Annotated in this window: 17 protein-coding genes; 8 read left to right on the top strand and 9 right to left on the bottom strand. The window is 62.8% G+C overall.

From position 1 onward, the window contains the following. Nucleotides 1-92 precede the first annotated feature (92 nt). Nucleotides 93-1469, top strand: a complete 1377-nt coding sequence (locus AC3WQS_RS00850; RefSeq protein WP_492712793.1) for an NAD-dependent succinate-semialdehyde dehydrogenase — start codon at nt 93-95, stop codon at nt 1467-1469. 99 nt (nt 1470-1568) lie between these two features. Here the strand turns inward: AC3WQS_RS00850 and AC3WQS_RS00845 are convergent, their stop codons facing one another. Beyond that, nucleotides 1569-1847 carry a hypothetical protein gene (locus AC3WQS_RS00845; RefSeq protein WP_492712794.1) on the bottom strand — a complete coding sequence of 93 codons (279 nt, stop codon included), beginning with the start codon at nt 1845-1847 and terminating at the stop codon, nt 1569-1571. Nucleotides 1848-1896: 49 nt separating this feature from the next. On the opposite strand from AC3WQS_RS00845, the gene AC3WQS_RS00840 reads away from it, so the two are divergent. Further along, entirely contained in the window at nt 1897-2340 is a 444-nt protein-coding gene (locus tag AC3WQS_RS00840) for a hypothetical protein (RefSeq protein WP_256062860.1), read from the top strand. Between the two features lie 4 nt (nt 2341-2344). Here the strand turns inward: AC3WQS_RS00840 and AC3WQS_RS00835 are convergent, their stop codons facing one another. Next, complete coding sequence (locus tag AC3WQS_RS00835; protein ID WP_020970888.1) at nt 2345-3178, bottom strand: alpha/beta fold hydrolase; 834 nt, start codon at nt 3176-3178, stop codon at nt 2345-2347. Nucleotides 3179-3253: 75 nt separating this feature from the next. On the opposite strand from AC3WQS_RS00835, the gene AC3WQS_RS00830 reads away from it, so the two are divergent. The 5 genes from AC3WQS_RS00830 (at nt 3254) to AC3WQS_RS00810 (ending at nt 9148) form a co-directional block, all read left to right on the top strand. After that, nucleotides 3254-3733: a MarR family winged helix-turn-helix transcriptional regulator gene (locus AC3WQS_RS00830; RefSeq protein ID WP_019745433.1), complete on the top strand. Its 480-nt coding sequence runs from the start codon at nt 3254-3256 to the stop codon at nt 3731-3733. Next, nucleotides 3730-4362 carry a 5-oxoprolinase subunit B family protein gene (locus tag AC3WQS_RS00825; protein WP_097386833.1) on the top strand — a complete coding sequence of 211 codons (633 nt, stop codon included), beginning with the start codon at nt 3730-3732 and terminating at the stop codon, nt 4360-4362. Before AC3WQS_RS00830 ends, AC3WQS_RS00825 begins: the two co-directional genes overlap by 4 nt. Beyond that, nucleotides 4359-5222 carry a 5-oxoprolinase subunit C family protein gene (locus AC3WQS_RS00820; RefSeq protein WP_092764174.1) on the top strand — a complete coding sequence of 288 codons (864 nt, stop codon included), beginning with the start codon at nt 4359-4361 and terminating at the stop codon, nt 5220-5222. Before AC3WQS_RS00825 ends, AC3WQS_RS00820 begins: the two co-directional genes overlap by 4 nt. Nucleotides 5223-5269: 47 nt before the next feature. Further along, the gene (locus AC3WQS_RS00815) at nt 5270-6820 is read left to right on the top strand and encodes a bifunctional 3'-5' exonuclease/DNA polymerase (RefSeq protein ID WP_492712795.1); all 1551 of its coding nucleotides are present in this window, start codon (nt 5270-5272) and stop codon (nt 6818-6820) included. A 102-nt stretch (nt 6821-6922) separates the two neighbouring features. Then, on the top strand, nt 6923-9148 hold the full coding sequence (locus AC3WQS_RS00810) for an MMPL family transporter (protein ID WP_492712796.1): 2226 nt from the start codon (nt 6923-6925) through the stop codon (nt 9146-9148). Between the two features lie 3 nt (nt 9149-9151). Here AC3WQS_RS00810 and AC3WQS_RS00805 read toward each other — a convergent pair whose 3' ends face one another. From AC3WQS_RS00805 to AC3WQS_RS00790, 4 genes are read right to left on the bottom strand one after another with little or no spacing between them, the layout of a single operon-like run. Continuing rightward, nucleotides 9152-9997 carry a DNA-3-methyladenine glycosylase family protein gene (locus AC3WQS_RS00805; RefSeq protein ID WP_416315821.1) on the bottom strand — a complete coding sequence of 282 codons (846 nt, stop codon included), beginning with the start codon at nt 9995-9997 and terminating at the stop codon, nt 9152-9154. After that, the gene (locus AC3WQS_RS00800; protein ID WP_492712798.1) at nt 9994-10593 is read right to left on the bottom strand and encodes a methylated-DNA--[protein]-cysteine S-methyltransferase; all 600 of its coding nucleotides are present in this window, start codon (nt 10591-10593) and stop codon (nt 9994-9996) included. Before AC3WQS_RS00800 ends, AC3WQS_RS00805 begins: the two co-directional genes overlap by 4 nt. Further along, nucleotides 10590-11144, bottom strand: coding sequence for an RNA polymerase sigma factor (locus tag AC3WQS_RS00795; protein ID WP_020909250.1), 555 nt, complete (start codon nt 11142-11144; stop codon nt 10590-10592). The genes AC3WQS_RS00800 and AC3WQS_RS00795 overlap by 4 nt, the downstream gene beginning before the upstream one ends. Then, entirely contained in the window at nt 11131-11631 is a 501-nt protein-coding gene (locus tag AC3WQS_RS00790; protein ID WP_019745441.1) for a methylated-DNA--[protein]-cysteine S-methyltransferase, read from the bottom strand. The genes AC3WQS_RS00795 and AC3WQS_RS00790 overlap by 14 nt, the downstream gene beginning before the upstream one ends. Before the next feature lie 144 nt (nt 11632-11775). Between AC3WQS_RS00790 and AC3WQS_RS00785 the strand changes: the two genes are divergently transcribed. Continuing rightward, on the top strand, nt 11776-12321 hold the full coding sequence (locus AC3WQS_RS00785; RefSeq protein WP_019745442.1) for a hypothetical protein: 546 nt from the start codon (nt 11776-11778) through the stop codon (nt 12319-12321). On the opposite strand, the gene AC3WQS_RS00780 is transcribed toward AC3WQS_RS00785, so the two are convergent. From AC3WQS_RS00780 to AC3WQS_RS00770, 3 genes are read right to left on the bottom strand one after another with little or no spacing between them, the layout of a single operon-like run. Continuing rightward, entirely contained in the window at nt 12322-13059 is a 738-nt protein-coding gene (locus tag AC3WQS_RS00780; protein ID WP_020970896.1) for an SDR family NAD(P)-dependent oxidoreductase, read from the bottom strand. Beyond that, nucleotides 13056-14081 carry a phosphotransferase family protein gene (locus AC3WQS_RS00775; protein WP_492712799.1) on the bottom strand — a complete coding sequence of 342 codons (1026 nt, stop codon included), beginning with the start codon at nt 14079-14081 and terminating at the stop codon, nt 13056-13058. The genes AC3WQS_RS00780 and AC3WQS_RS00775 overlap by 4 nt, the downstream gene beginning before the upstream one ends. Then, nucleotides 14078-15289 carry an acyl-CoA dehydrogenase family protein gene (locus tag AC3WQS_RS00770; RefSeq protein WP_141488338.1) on the bottom strand — a complete coding sequence of 404 codons (1212 nt, stop codon included), beginning with the start codon at nt 15287-15289 and terminating at the stop codon, nt 14078-14080. Before AC3WQS_RS00770 ends, AC3WQS_RS00775 begins: the two co-directional genes overlap by 4 nt. Between the last annotated feature and the right edge of the window lie 57 nt (nt 15290-15346).

Here is a 15346-nt window from a genome sequence, read left to right as displayed (position 1 = left end):
CCCAGCCGGGATTTGATCGAAACCTGTTGGGCCGATTCAATGTGATTGCGCGTTTCGGGAATCTTCGACCCCCTTCCGCACGTTGTACAACTATGGCTAATTACAAAACAGTCAATCCCGCGACAGGTGAAACCGTCAGGGAATTCGATACTTTGGATGACGCCGGAGTTGAAGCCGCACTTGCGAACACGCATCGCGGCTACTTGACCTGGCGCAACAGTGCGCCACAGCAACGTGCGGCAGTCCTGAGCAAGACCGCCGAACTGTACACAGAGCGGGCGGACGAACTGGCCCGAATGATCTCGTTGGAGATGGGTAAGCCGGTCCGCGAGGCCAAGGGCGAAGTACAACTCTCGGCCGCGATCTATCAGTGGTACGCAGACCACGGTCCGGCGTTGCTCGAGGAAGAACGGCTCGACGTTCCCGGGGCCGAGGAGTCGGTTGTGTACCGGCGACCGATCGGTGCCCTGATCGGCGTCATGCCGTGGAACTTCCCGTACTACCAGGTCGCCCGCTTCGCGGCACCGAATCTCATGCTGGGCAACACGATCATTCTCAAGCACGCGTCCAACTGTCCGCAGTCGGCTCTGCTGATGGAAGAGACCTTGCGACAAGCCGGATTGCCGGACGACGCCTACGTCAACGTCTTCGCGACCAACGAGCAGATCGCGGACATGATCGCCGATCCCCGAGTTCAAGGCGTGTCACTGACTGGCAGCGAACGCGCCGGCACCAGCGTCGCCGAAACTGCGGGACGCAATCTCAAGAAGGTCGTCCTCGAACTCGGCGGATCGGACGTGTTCATCGTCCTCGATTCCGACGACATGGATGCCACCGTCAAGTCCGCAACCAAGGCGCGTCTGTCCAATGCCGGCCAGGCCTGCAATGCGGCCAAGCGTTTCATAGTCACCGAAGATTTCTACGACGACTTCACCCGCAAATTGGCGACGTCCTTCGAATCCGTTTCTGCCGGTGACCCATTGGACGAAACCACCGTCCTGGGCCCGCTGTCCTCACAGAGCGCGGCAGACACTCTGATCGAGCAGATCGACGACGCTGTGTCCAAGGGAGCGACGCTGCTAACCGGTGGAAAGAAGATCGACGGCCCGGGCGCCTACGTTCAGCCGACGTTGCTCGCAGACGTGACCCCGGACATGCGGGCTTACAGCGAAGAACTGTTCGGACCTGCCGGCGTCGTCTACAAGGTCAAGTCGGCCAGCGAGGCTGTGGAACTTGCCAATTCGTCGGTCTACGGTCTGAGCGGGTCCGTCTGGAGCAGCGATCTCGATTCCGCCCGGTCGGTCGCTGCCGATCTCGACGTGGGAATGGCGTTTGTCAACGAGCACGGAACGACGTTGCCCGGTCTGCCCTTCGGCGGAGTCAAGCGCTCCGGAGTCGGCCGCGAGCTCGGTCCGTGGGGAATGGACGAGTTCGTGAACAAGAAGCTGCTCCGCGTCTCCAAGAAGTAGCGCGGTGCAAAAGTAGCGCAATACAAAGGAAGGCCCTGATCTCTGTTGAGGTCGGGGCCTTTCCTCATATCCCACGGACCAGCAAGAGCAATGCCCTGGTCACTCGCTTGCCGGAGTGACACTCCCACGAGTGAGGCTCCACCCGAACCTCGTCGCGATGACAGCTGACAGCCAGCCCAACACCGCACCCACCAGTGGAGCAGCGATCGCGGTGTAGATCGCCTCGTTGGAAACACCAACCGACACGGCGGAGTCACCGACAAAGGCGAAATCGGTTCGGGAGGCGACGGACGCCAACTCGATCAGGCCGGAGACAACAATAATCAGGAACCCCAGCAGGAATCCGAAGCCGGCCAGAAGAACATGAAGTGCACGCATCCGATCAGTCTGCCTGTAACACCCATCCAGATAAAACCGACCTGCTGGTATGACACTTTCACGAATCGCTCGCACTACCGTGATCGCCGCCGCCATCAGCGCGAGCGCCGCCATCTGTTCCGCGACGTCAGCTTCCGCGGACGTAGTAGACGTCACGATCCTTCCGGGTCTCAGTAGCGGGCCGACAACGCCGTACGGGGCGGGCTGCACGTATCTGGTGGTTGCAAGGACAGCAGCGTTGGACGAGTCGAACGTCTCGATTGTCGACCTGAACCGGGCGTCGACCATGTTCCCGCAGGAATTGATCTGGGACACCGTCAATCCCTATTTCACCTTGCCGGTTGTACTCGGCCACGCCGTCACGCTGTGGACTCCGACCGCACCCGGCGAACATTCTCTGATGGCCTACCAGACGTCAGCGGGCGGGCCGGTCACAACGGTCGATGTCAATCCGGCCACCCCGATCGGTCCGGGGTGCGTCGTCGCACCCTGATCCGCTAGCCTTCCAAGAAGTCGACGAGCACTCGGTTGAGTTCATCGGCGGGAACCATCGGAATACTGTGATGTGAAGCATCTTTCAGCACCTCGACACGTGCTGCGGGAATCCTCTCCCGCACCGACCTCGACACCGTTTCCGCATCATGCACCCGTCCGTCCTGCGCGAGGACCACCAGCAACTCGACATCCAGTGCGCTCAAGTCCTCTTTCGAAGGACGTTGAGGCACTACGAGATCGGGTCGCGGTAGATCCGAAGTGCCCACTTCCACAAGAGACAGCCAGTCGGAGTCGATACTCAACTCACCTGTCTCCCACTCCAACAGTCGCTTTCGGCGTGCTCGCGACGGGGACAGCAACAGCGGAAGCGCACGCAGAAGGTAGCCCGCCTTCATGCCGGCGAAACTCGAATTAGGATCGAGCAGAACAAGTTTCCCGACACGATCCGGTCGATGCAGCGCAAAGGCCAACGCAATCATTGCGCCGTAGGAATGTCCGACCACATCGACGGTGTCGGCGCCGGTGCAATCGACTATCGAGTCCATCCACTCGATCAGATCGTCGACGGACTTCATCGGATCACCATTGGGAATGCTGAGTCCGGCATCGCCCAGGGTGTCGACGGCAAAAACACGCCGGGATTTCGACAGCGCCGCAACGTTGTCGAACCACACCGTCGAAGTGGCACCTCCCCCGGGCAGAAGGATCAACGGCCGCGAGTCTTCAGGTCCACAGACGTTCACATGCGTTCGGCCGAACCGGCCTGCGAGATCCACACCCAGCGGTTTTTGCGGCCATTTGGTCAGTACGGCGTCGTATGCGCGATTGAAGTCCATTCCCCACCCCCATTTTCTCTCGACTATCGAGATAGTAGACAATCGAGAGACAACACACCAGGGCTGGAGGCATCCATGAGCGTCGGCGATGCAGAAGACGAAGCAATGGCGATCGTCCACTCGCTTCGCGCACTGACCGTCGACTTGAACGTGGCGGTTTCCGGCTTTGCGAACAAGTACAAAATGCACTCGACCGACGTCCGCGCACTGATCTGCCTTCTCGATGCCGAGCGCTCGGACACACCGGCGACGCCTGGTTGGTTGGGCTCACAGCTCGGGATCAACTCTGCGTCGGTGACTGCACTGGTCGACCGGATGGTCAAAGCGGGGCACGTAGCTCGGGAGCGAGATTCGGCGGACCGTCGACGGGTGCTCTTGCAGGTCACACCATCGGCGGTCACTCTGGGCGAGAGCTTCTTCGGCCCCCTCATTTCACGGGCTGCGAGCACCGTCGGGAATTACACCGCGGCCGAGCGAGCTACCATCGCGAGTTTCATCGTGGCGATGCGAGCGGACGTGGAGCGGACTCGAATCGATCGGGAGCCCTCCCTGTGACTCGCATACTTCCCGCGGGAGAACGCGCATTTCTCGTAGACCTCGATTCCGAAGCTGACGTTCTCGCGTTCACCGAAGCACTGACGCGTAACACCCCGGTCGGGGTCGAAGACTTCCTCCCCGCAGCTCGCACGGTCCTGGTCACGTGCACCCCGGCCGCAGATCTCACGTACGTCCGGAAGTGTTTGAACGATCTCGAGCAAACCAATTCTGCCGCGACCACAGACGAGCATTCCGAGACGGATGCACTCACCATCGCCGTCAGGTACGACGGGCCCGACCTCGACGACGTCGCACAGTCACTCGGAATGAGCCGTTCCGAGGTGGTTGCGGCCCATACCGGGGCGATGTGGCGTTGCGCCTTCATCGGATTCGCACCCGGCTTCGCCTACCTGACTTCAGGCGACACTCGGCTCGACGTTCCACGTCGAACTCAGTCGCGAACCGCAGTGCCAGCCGGTTCCGTCGCCCTGGCCGCTGGATACAGCGCGATCTACCCGCGGGCATCGCCGGGTGGCTGGCAGATCATCGGGAGCACCGACGCCGTGATGTGGGACCTGAACTCAACGCCACCGGCCGCCGTTCAGCCCGGGTGCCGCGTGCGCTTCGTCAACGAGGACGACCGATGAGCGGTCTGGAGATACTCGACACCGGGCCGCTGAGCTTGATCCAGGACCTCGGACGGACCGGACACCTTCGCTCGGGCGTCGGGGTTTCCGGTGCTGCGGACAGGCGATCGCTCAAACTCGGCAATCGACTCGTCGGCAACGACGAGGGCGCGGCAGGCGTCGAGGTCCTTCTGGGCGGGCTGAGCATTCGGGCGCAGCAACAAGCAACGATCGCGTTCACCGGGGCGCCCGCACAGGCCTACCGCGACGGCATTCCGGTCGGGCATTCGAGCGTGATCGCTCTCGACGTCGGTCAGACCGTCCGCCTCGACTACGCACCGAGTGGCCTGCGGACGTATCTGACCGTCCGGGGCGGCATTGTGGTTCCCGAGATCCTGGGATCGCGCAGCACCGACACCATGTCCGGGATAGGTCCGGCGCCTCTCGAGCCCAAGGTTGTTCTCCCGATCGGGCCTTCGCCGACCGCGTTCTCGCTCGTCGACCTTGCACCAGTTCCACCGATGACAAACGAGACTCTCGACATTCGAGTCGTATTCGGGCCGCGCGCAGATCGATTCACCAACCCCGAATCGCTCCTGCGGGGGCAGTGGGCGGTCTCGACCGACTCGGACCGAATCGGGGCGCGACTCGATCGTGTCGGCACCGACGAACTGCTGCAACAAACGAATGACGCCGAACTCCCCACCGAAGGCGTAGCGCTCGGATCGATCCAGGTCCCACCCAGCGGCCAACCTGTCGTGTTCCTCACCGATCACCCGATCACCGGCGGGTATCCGGTGGTCGGAGTGGTCGCGGACGCAGATATCGACCGACTCGGCCAAGCCCGCCCGGGTCAGCACATCCGGTTCGTCGGGGCCTGAGCAGCGCCGAGCGATGGCGTGTCGGACCCTGCCGTCACACTGATGTCGTGCGAGTTGTCCTGGTCCCCGGTAGTACGACGTCCACGGGAGCTGTGACGGCAACTGTCCTACGGACCGACCCCGGTGGAACGCCGCTCGCCGATCCCGTCGAATACCCCGACCTGATCGCAGCGGTGCGCACCATCGAGGAAGCCGAGCACCCGCGGTGGGTGTGGCCGAGTACGGCGACCGTGTACCCACCGCTACTGCGGGCAGGCGTACGGGTTCAGCGGTGCCACGACATCTCCCTGACCCGCGCGATACTCGGAATGCGCGTCGGCAAACCGTCACCACCTGCCGAGGAGTTCGGCGACGATCGACTCGGACTCTTCGACACTGCACCCGTTCTCGATCCTCTCGCCGTCGCCACCGAATTCGCCGATCAGCGCGCAACCATCGGCACGGATGCTCGACTGGACTTGTTGATCGCAGCAGAATCGGCCGGCGCTCTCAGCGCCGCCGAGATGACGCACACGGGCCTGCCGTTCTCGACGCAGAAGCACCGCGAACTCCTCGAAGAACGACTGGGGCCGCGGCCGACGGGATACGACCTCCCCGCTCGTATGCAGGAACTTGCCGCACAGATCAGCGAGGTCTTCGGGCGCACCGTCAATCCTTCGTCTTCGGTGGAGATCACCGAGGCGTTCGGGCGTCAGGGCATCGAACTGCCGTCGACGCGCAAGTGGTTTCTGCAGGAAATCGATCATCCGGCTGTGCCGCTGCTCCTGCGTCATCGCGAACTCGCCAAGCTGTACAGCACCAACGGTTGGCAGTGGATGGACAGTTGGGTGCGGGGCGATCGATTCCGCCCGAACTACGTTCCCGGTGGTGTCGTGTCCGGCAGGTGGGCGAGCCGGGGCGGCGGGGCCCTCCAGATTCCGAAGACCATGCGCTCGAGCGTCGTCGCCGATCCGGGCCACGTGTTCGTCGTCGCCGACGCCGGTCAGCTCGAACCCCGAATTCTGGCCGCCATGTCCGGCGACCGCCGGATGATGGCTGCCGCCGGCGACGACGATCTGTACGCACTTGTCGGTGCCGAAGCCTTCGGCGGGGATCGCGCAAAAGCCAAGGTCGCAATCCTCGGAGTCCTGTACGGGGCGACGGCGGGCGAAGCCAAAGCACTGCTCATCTTGTTGCGGAAGCGATTCCCGGTCGCCGTCGAGTACGTCGAGCAAGCTGCCAAGGCAGGTGAGCGCGGCGAGGTGGTGAAGTCACTGCTCGGCCGGGCCTGTCCCCCACCGTCTCCCGACTTCTACTCCCACGGCGACGCTCATGCCCGCGGTCGTTTCACGCGAAACTTCGTCGTTCAGGCCACTGCGTCCGAGTGGGCGTCGTGCCTGCTCGCCGACCTCAGGCGCCGCCTCGCCGAAGATCCGGACGGCGAGTTGGTCTTCTTCCAGCACGACGAAGTGGTCGTGCATACCCGAAATCCCGAGTCAGGTGCCGCCCACGTGCTGGCCGCCGCGGCTTCGGCAACTCGATTGTTGTTCGGCGACACAGTCGTTCGTTTTCCCATGGACGTCGCAGCCCGCGAGACTTACGGCAAAGACACTTCGTAGCGTCGTCAATTCCACTCCAAGTGGTTCCACCGCGCCCGTATTGCGTGTTCTACTGGAAAACGTTGCTTTGTTGGTGCTGGTCGACTGCGTTCGAGGAGAACCATGACCAAGCTGGATACAACTGATGCAGAACGGAACGAGCGCGGAACGGTCAAACGCCGTCGACTGCCGATCTTCACCGTGATCGCGCTTGCAATCTTTGCCTTCGTCGCAGGCGGATTCGGCGGTTCGTTCCAAGGCAAACTCGCCGAGGTTCAGAAGAACGACAACGCCTCGTACCTGCCGGGTTCCGCAGAATCGACGATCGTCAGCAATCAATCCGCGAACTTCCTCGCGGTCGAGACGATCCCTGGTTTTGTTCTGTTCCATCGAGATTCGGCCCTCACCGAGGCGGACAAATCTGCAATCAACTCGGCGTACGGCGCTATTGCCGGCATCTCCGGAGTAGACGCCGACGGAATGCAACCCACTCAGTACTCCGCCGACGGCACAACTGCGTCGATCTTCGTGCCACTCGTCGCCAAAGACGGAGACACATCCGTGGCAGGCGATGTCCTGGCGACCACCGAGCAGAACGTCATCGACGCAGCAAAACAAGCAGCTGGTGATGTCGAGGTACTCCCAGCCGGGCCAGGTGGGCTACTCGTTGCGTTCATCGACGCCTTTGCCGGTCTGGACGGAGCGCTCCTTGGCGCGGCACTCCTGGTCGTGATCCTCATCCTGCTTGTCGTGTACCGATCGCCGGTGTTGTGGTTCTTCCCGCTGTTCTCCGCGCTCCTCGCCATCGGCTTGTCGTCGATGGTGATCTATTTCCTCGCGAAAGCCGAATTACTCACTCTGACCGGACAATCTCAAGGCATCCTTTTCGTGTTGGTGATCGGTGCCGGTACCGACTACGCCCTACTCTTGATCTCTCGCTATCGCGAAGAACTGCACACGTATCCCAACCGCTTCGACGCGATGATCAAGGCCTGGCGCGAGTCTGCGCCGGCCATCACCGCTTCGGCTGTCACCGTGATTCTCGGTCTGCTCTGCCTGACGTTCTCTCAACTCAACTCCAACAAGAGCCTCGGACCCGTCGCCGCCATCGGGATCGCCTGCACCTATCTGGTGATGATGACGTTCATGCCGGTCGCTCTGGCCGCCACCGGACGGTGGGTCTTCTGGCCGCGCAAGCCCAAGGTCGATCACGCCGCAGACCTTACGACGCACGGGATGTGGGGCAAGATCGCCGAGGCCGTCGGTAGCAAGGACCGCCCACTGTGGATCGGCGCCACAGTCTTGTTGATCATCCTGTTCGCGGCCGGGATCGGCAGTCTCAAAACCGATGGCCTGACATCCACCGAAAGCTTCACCAATCGTCCCGACGCTGTTGTCGGACAAGAACTCTACGACTCGAAGTTCGATCCCGGAGCCGGCGCACCGGCTGTGATCACCGCAAACGCCGACCAGGCCGACGCCGTCATCAAAGCAGCCAGCGGAGTCGAAGGTATCTCGCAGGATCCCGGCGCCGTCTGCACCCAGGTGGACGTCGCAAAGGTCAGCGAGCTGATCAAGACCAACCCCGCTGCAGTCGCACAAGCCGCCGCTGCGGGTTGCGCCCCTGCGGCTTTCACCGTTGCACCGATCGACGGCCGAACCATGATCAATGCAACCCTCGCCGACTCTTACGATTCGCCGCAGGCACTCGAAACTGTCAAGCGACTGCGGAGTGCCGTCCACGAGGTGCCCGGCGCCGACGCGCTCGTCGGCGGCAGCACGGCCACCACCCTTGATGTCCAGGCGGCCTCGGTCCGCGACAGAAACCTGATCATCCCGATCGTGTTGGTGGTGATCTTCCTGGTCTTGGCCGCTTTGCTCCGTGCTCTGCTGATCCCGGTGATTCTCATTGTCACCGTGGTGCTTTCCTTCGCGGCGACGCTCGGTGTGAGCGGATTCTTCTTCACACACGTATTCGGGTTCGCCGGGGCGGATCAATCGTTCCCACTGTTCGCCTTCGTGTTTCTGGTCGCTCTGGGTATCGACTACAACATCTTCCTGATGACCCGTGTGCGAGAGGAGACCGGAGAATTCGGCACCCGCGCAGGTGTCCTGCGCGGTCTTGCGGTCACCGGGGGTGTGATCACCTCAGCCGGAATCGTCTTGGCCGCAACATTTGCCGTACTGGGCATCCTGCCGCTGGTCTTCCTCGCCGAGATCGGATTTGCCGTGGCCTTCGGTGTGCTGCTCGATACGATCATCGTGCGCAGTGTCCTGGTGCCTGCGCTCTCTCACGACATCGGGAAACGTATATGGTGGCCGTCCGAACTGGCCCGCGCGAAAGATTGACCACTACAGAAACGCTTCCTTGGTCCACAGATGAAAGAGTGCGTACGCTCGCCAGGGTCGCCAGCGCTCGGACAACGCTGCGGCTTCTTTGCCCGACGAGACCCCCAACGCTCGCTTCAACACCAGATCGTCGGGTACGAAGGCGTCGCGATCACCGAGAATTCGAACAGTGAGATAGTCAGCGGTCCACGGTCCGATTCCCGGTAGCGCCAACAACTCTTGTCGAAATTGGACAGGATCCGCATCCCAGGAGAGATCGAGACCGTTCGCTGCCGCAGTTGCCAACGTGTGCACTGTTCTTGCGCGCACTGTGGTCAATCCGACGGCTTTCTGTATGTCCTCCGGCGATTGCGCTGCAACCGCCTCCGGATCAGGGAAGGCAAGAAACTCCCCTTCCACCGGCGCTCCGAATGCGCTGACAAAACGACCACCGAACGTCCTCGCTGCGGCGAGCGAAACCTGTTGCCCCAGAACGGTGAGCACTGCGGTCTCGAACCCGTCCACCGAGCCGAGCACCCGCAATCCTGGACGGGCGGCAACGAGTGGGGCCAACAACTCATCGCTACCGAACGCTGCTTCGACAGCAGTGTGATCGGCGTCGAGGTCGAGCCAACGACGCACGATCACCTCCAGCACTGCGGAATCCTCCGCCGGCACATCGGAATCCACGACGACACCGTCGTCTGTCCACGACACCGACACAACTACCGGGCCGGAAGGCAACGGTATGATTCTGGTGTGAACACCGTCGTCGTGACGCTCGAGGCCTGCGACGCAGTGAGCCCGCAAGGCACCGGTGAGCGGTTCGACTGCATAGGGCGCCTGAAAGCGCAGCGTCACTGCGCTCACCGGCCGGCTTCCAGATCCAGCAGAATCGCTTTCAGTTCGGGGCCGCCGGCGTACTGCCCGAGGCTGCCGTCGCTGCGCACCACCCGGTGACACGGGACCACCAACGGCAGCGGATTCTTTGCGCATGCGGTCCCGACGGCACGCACCGCACGTGGGCTTCCCGACGCTGCTGCGACCACCGAATAGCTTGCAGTGTGGCCGTATTCGATCTCGGGGAGATGACGCAACACTTCGCGTCGGAACCCCTTCGCGAGTTGGAAGTCCAAGCGCAGATCGAATTCTCGACGCGCACCGGCAAAGTACTCGTCCAACTCGCGAGCGACAGCGTCAAGCCTGCGCGGGTAATGAAGCACACGGGGGCTGACGGTGTCCGCCAAACATTCCAGAACGAGGTCGTGCCCTTCGACGGCAAAGGCAACCCGCACCAGGCCGACATCGGTCGCCGCCAGGAGCAGCTTTCCGACCGGCGAATCGACGGTTCGATATGCCACGTCGATCAATTCAGCTTCGGACGCCTGCGCAGCCAGGCGCGCCCGTAGGCGGATCATGGCGTCAGCGTCAACGGCTGGAAGCGCCTCGAACACATCGTTACTCATGAGTGACTCCCTTCCGCAGCGGTAGCGGACAAGTAGGTTCTTCGTAGTGTGGCGATACCGTCGGCACCCGCGCGTCTGGCGGCCGCCGGGGTGTTGCCGAGGATGTCCGCGATCTCTGCGTACGGCAGCCCACCCAGAAAGTGATAGGCGACTGCCGCACGTTGTTTGAGCGGTAGCTGTTCGAGTGCGTCCCAGAGTTCGTGATCCCACGTTCCGGGTACGCCGATTCGCGTCGGCAACTCCGGAACCTCGTCTGTCGGCACGGCCACGCGGGCGCGCACTCGGGTGATGTCGATTGCCTTGCGGTGCGCGATGGTCACCAGCCAGGCTTCGATGTTCGCGTCCGGATTCAGATCCGGATATGCCCGCATCGCTGCGATGAACGTCTCGGACCACGCGTCCTCGGCGTCGACGGGACCGACCACCGCGCGGCAGACACGGAGGACCACTGCACCGTATTCGGTCACGACGTCTTCGAACGGTTTGAGTCTCACGATCGGTAGACGTTCCCGATCACCGAATTGTGAGCCGAGCGCATCAGAAGAGGACATCCGATTCGCCGCCGTGCTCGCGGTCGAGCAGGAACCGCTTGCGTTCGAGGCCGCCGGCGAAACCGGTCAGACTTCCGTCGCTACCGACCACACGATGGCAGGGAACGATGATGCTGATCGGATTCTTGCCGTTTGCCGCGGCGGCGGCACGGATCGCAAGCGGGTTACCCAAAGTTTGCGCGAGCTCCATGTATGTCCAGGTTTCGCCGTACGGGATCGTTCGCAAGGTATCCCACACCCGCTTCTGGAACTCGGTACCCACGGGCGCCAGCGGCACGGAGAACTCCGTGCGATCACCCTCGAAGTACTCGGTGAGCTGCGATTCGACTTCACCGAAGACCGCCGCGGAACGATCACCGAACGTGGACTCGTCCGGCTTGTGGCGATGCTCCGCCATGTACAGCCCGCAGAGGTCGTCACCTGCTGCTACCAGCGTCAACGCCCCGATCGGCGAGTCGATCACGGTGTGCGTACGGATAGCCGTCATGTCTCGATCCTTCCAGGTTGCGCGGTGCAGCAGGCAGCGGGTGAATTGATTGTCCGCGCCGGCACCGACACCTCGAAGACGCCGCTGGCCTCGTGAATGTGAGATTTACCTGTACTTTGACGTCACATCAGGCAGTATCGAGGGATGGCTCTAGTTTTGCCCGGCAGCTCCACCGTCGTCCGCTCCGTCGGCGACGTGGTGCACTGGTCCCTGTCCACGGTCGCTTTTGCGGTCACCCTGCCCACTCGACTCGAGGCGCTCCTCTTCTCGGTCGAGAGGTTGGTGGCACGCATCAACCAGATCGCCGACAACGCCGACCGCGTCGTCATCGGAGCCGCCGCCGTGACCGTTCGAGCTGAGACGCTGGTCGAGGCCGTCGAACAGACCTCGGACATCGCGGGACAACTCCTCGAGATCTACGAGCCCATTGCGTTGCAGCTCGCGCCGCTGGCGGCCAGATTCGCCGACGACCTGTCCGAGGCGGAGGTCAGCGCCGCGATCAAACTGATCGACCAACTGCCGGAGCTCACCGACCGCGTGACCGCGGTGCTGCCCATCCTCGGAACCTTGGACTCCGTCTCGCCCGAGATCCACGAACTCCTCGGAGTGGTGAAGGACCTGCGTCAGGCGATCGTCGGAGTGCCCGGCTTCCACTTTTTCCGCAAGCGGGGCGAAGCCAAGCTGGATTGATCAGGCCGAGTAGCCGTTGGTTCCGGCTCGCGTCATGACGACCTTCGGAACCACTGCTCGAGACGAGAGCTTGAGCAGTCCGTCCACTAACTCCACGATGTCGTCGACCTTGATCATGGTCTCGGGTGTGATCCGATCGTGCGTCCACGCCGACATGTCCGTGTCGACGTAACCGGGAGCAATGGCCGTCGCGCTCACTCCGTTTCCGGATTCCTCGGCGTTGAGTGCTTCGACCATCGAAATGAGTGCAGCTTTGGTGGCTCCGTAGACGGCCAGACCGCTCTCGGCGTAGACGCCGGCCATCGAGGCGAGAGCGATCACCTTTGCTCCGCCGGCGAGGTCCGCGTCCGCCGCTGTACGCAGGAGCGGCAGCGACGCTTGCAATAGTGCGAACGGTGTCCGGAGATTGACGGCAACGGTCTTGTCGAAACGTCGCATGGGGTAGTCAGCCACTCGCCCACTGGTTCCCACTCCGGCGTTGAGGACGAGGGCTCGCATGGAGCCGAACCGCTCGCCGTGCGTGGCTACGAGTGCTGCGGCGAAGTTCTCGTCCGCCATGTCGCCGGCCGAGACGACGACGTCCGGCGATCCGGCGCGCGTAAGTTCTTCGGCGACAACGGCGAGCCGTTCGGCATCACGCGCCGTGATGGTCAGCCCGTACCCTTGCGAAGCCAAGCGTGTTGCGATGCCGAGCCCGATTCCCTTGGAGGCGCCGGTGACCAGTGCTGATCGAGTCATTCGAATTTCCCTTGCAGTGCGTTGAGTCCGGCCGAGATCAGTTCCGGCACAGAAGATCCAGCCTTGTCGAATCCCCCGCCGACGGTGGCTCCTGCTCGGAATCGGTGATCGATGCCCTGCGCCACGACTGCGAGTTTGAAGAACCCGAGCGCCATGTAGAAGTTCCAATGCGCCAGTTCACGACCCGAAACGGACGAATACCGTTGCGCCAGATCGACAACGGACGGTAGCGACGGGCTCGTCCACGCAGCAGGCTCACCCAGAACCAGATCCAGCGCGGGATGCCGATAGACGCACATCATCGCGATGTCCGCCAGCGGATCTCCCAGCGTCGACAGTTCCCAGTCCACCACTGCGGCAACCTTGGTGACGTCGTTCGCCGCGAGAATCGTGTTGTCGATCCGGTAGTCGCCGTGCACGATCGACGAGGCCGATTCAGCCGGAATCAATTCTGCGAGGCTCGACGCCAACCTGTCCACATCGGCCGAGTCCTCGGTCTTGACGCGCGACCATTGACCGGCCCACAACTTCACCTGGCGGGCTACGTAACCGTCGGGTCGGCCGAGTTCGCCGAGACCCACTGCGTTGTAGTCGACGTCGTGCAGGGCAGCGAGAACACGCACCAACTCGTCGGTGCACTGCGTGACCAGCTCTGCCGGAACAGCTTCCAACTCGGTTTTGGTCCGGATCACTTGACCGGTGACGAACTCGACCACCGTGAACGACGCACCCATCACCGAGGCGTCCTCGCACAGCACGACGGTCGGGGCGACCGGCACGGCGGTGTTCTGCAACGCCGAGGTGATTCGGAACTCGCGCGCAACGTCGTGCGCCGACGGCGTGAGGCCGGCCGTGGGTGGACGACGCAGAATCCACTTCGAGTTGTCGTCGAAGATTCCGTAGGTGAGATTGGATTTGCCGCCTGAAATCAGTTCGGCTCGCAACTCACCGCTCACCTCGACGCCTGCGGCTTGCAGATACTTGTGGAGCGCCTCGAGATCGAGTCCTGGGAAGTCCGTCACTTCGCCTCCTCCCGAGCAGCGCGCTTCGCAGCGCCGACAACACGTTTCGCAATTGCCCAGCGATGAACCTCGGACGGACCGTCGTAAACGCGGAAGGGACGCACTTCGCGGGACAACCGTGCCAGCGGCAGATCGCCGGACACGCCCATTCCGCCACACATCTGAATGGAGCGGTCGACGATCCGGAAGATCGCCTCGGCCGCGTAGGTCTTGGCGATGGACGTCGCGTTGCTCGCGTGCCCGCCCTGATCGAGTTCGAAGCAGGCCTGCACCAGAAGTGCGCGACTGGCTGCGATGTCGATCTCGTTGTCGGCGACCATCTTCTGGATCATTCCGAGATCACCGAGTTTCGAGCCGAAGCCTTCTCGTTCGGCAACCCTGGCCACGGCGACGTCGTGGCCGCGGCGTGCTGCACCGAGCCAGCGCATCACGTGCGTCATGCGGGCGGGACCGAGACGAACCTGCGCGTAGGCGAATCCCTGATCGACCTCACCGAGAACGGCCTCGTCGGGAACGAAGAGATCCTCGAACGTGACCTCGCAGTGCCCGCCGATCATGGACTTGTCGAGAGTGTCGATGTGTCGACCCACGATGAGACCCGCTGTGTCCGTCCGCGTCAGGAACATGGTCGCTCCGCCGCGCTGCCCGGGCTCGCCGGAGGTGCGCGCCATGATGATGAAGAATCCGGCGCCGTCGGCGCCGGTGATGAACCATTTCTTACCGTTGATCTTCCAGCCACCGGGGACTTTCTCGGCGCGGGTGTTCAAAGCCGAGGGATCGGATCCCGCTCCCGGCGCGGGTTCGGTCATGGCGAATGCCGACCGCATGTCCCCGCTTGCGAGCGGCGCGAGGAACTGCTGCTTCTGTGCTTCGTTCGCGACGTGGGCCAGCATGTGAACATTGCCCTCGTCCGGCGCAGCGATGTTGAGCGCCGTCGGCCCGAAGAGCGAGTAGCCGGCTTCCTCGAAGACAGGCGCGCGATCACTCATGTTGAGTCCGTGGCCGCCGTACTCGATCGGTGCATGTGGTGCGAAGACACCGGCTTCTTTTGCTGCCGCCTGCATCTCGATGCGGATGGCATCGCCACCCGCGACGGCGATGTCACCGGCGTGTTCGTCTTCGATGGGGAGCACTACGTTGCGCGTGAAGTCGCGCGTCTTCTCGATCAGCGCCACCACCTCGGGCGCGTACGTCAGATCGATTGCCACCAGCCACCTCCGAAAGAACATCCCGACCGAGCGATCGCTCGGTAACAGCACTCTCGC

It is taken from the genome of Rhodococcus sp. FW305-130, assembly GCF_058788335.1.
The sequence above is the reverse complement of the archived record's forward strand: the minus strand, read 5'-3'. Positions and strand labels throughout refer to the sequence as shown.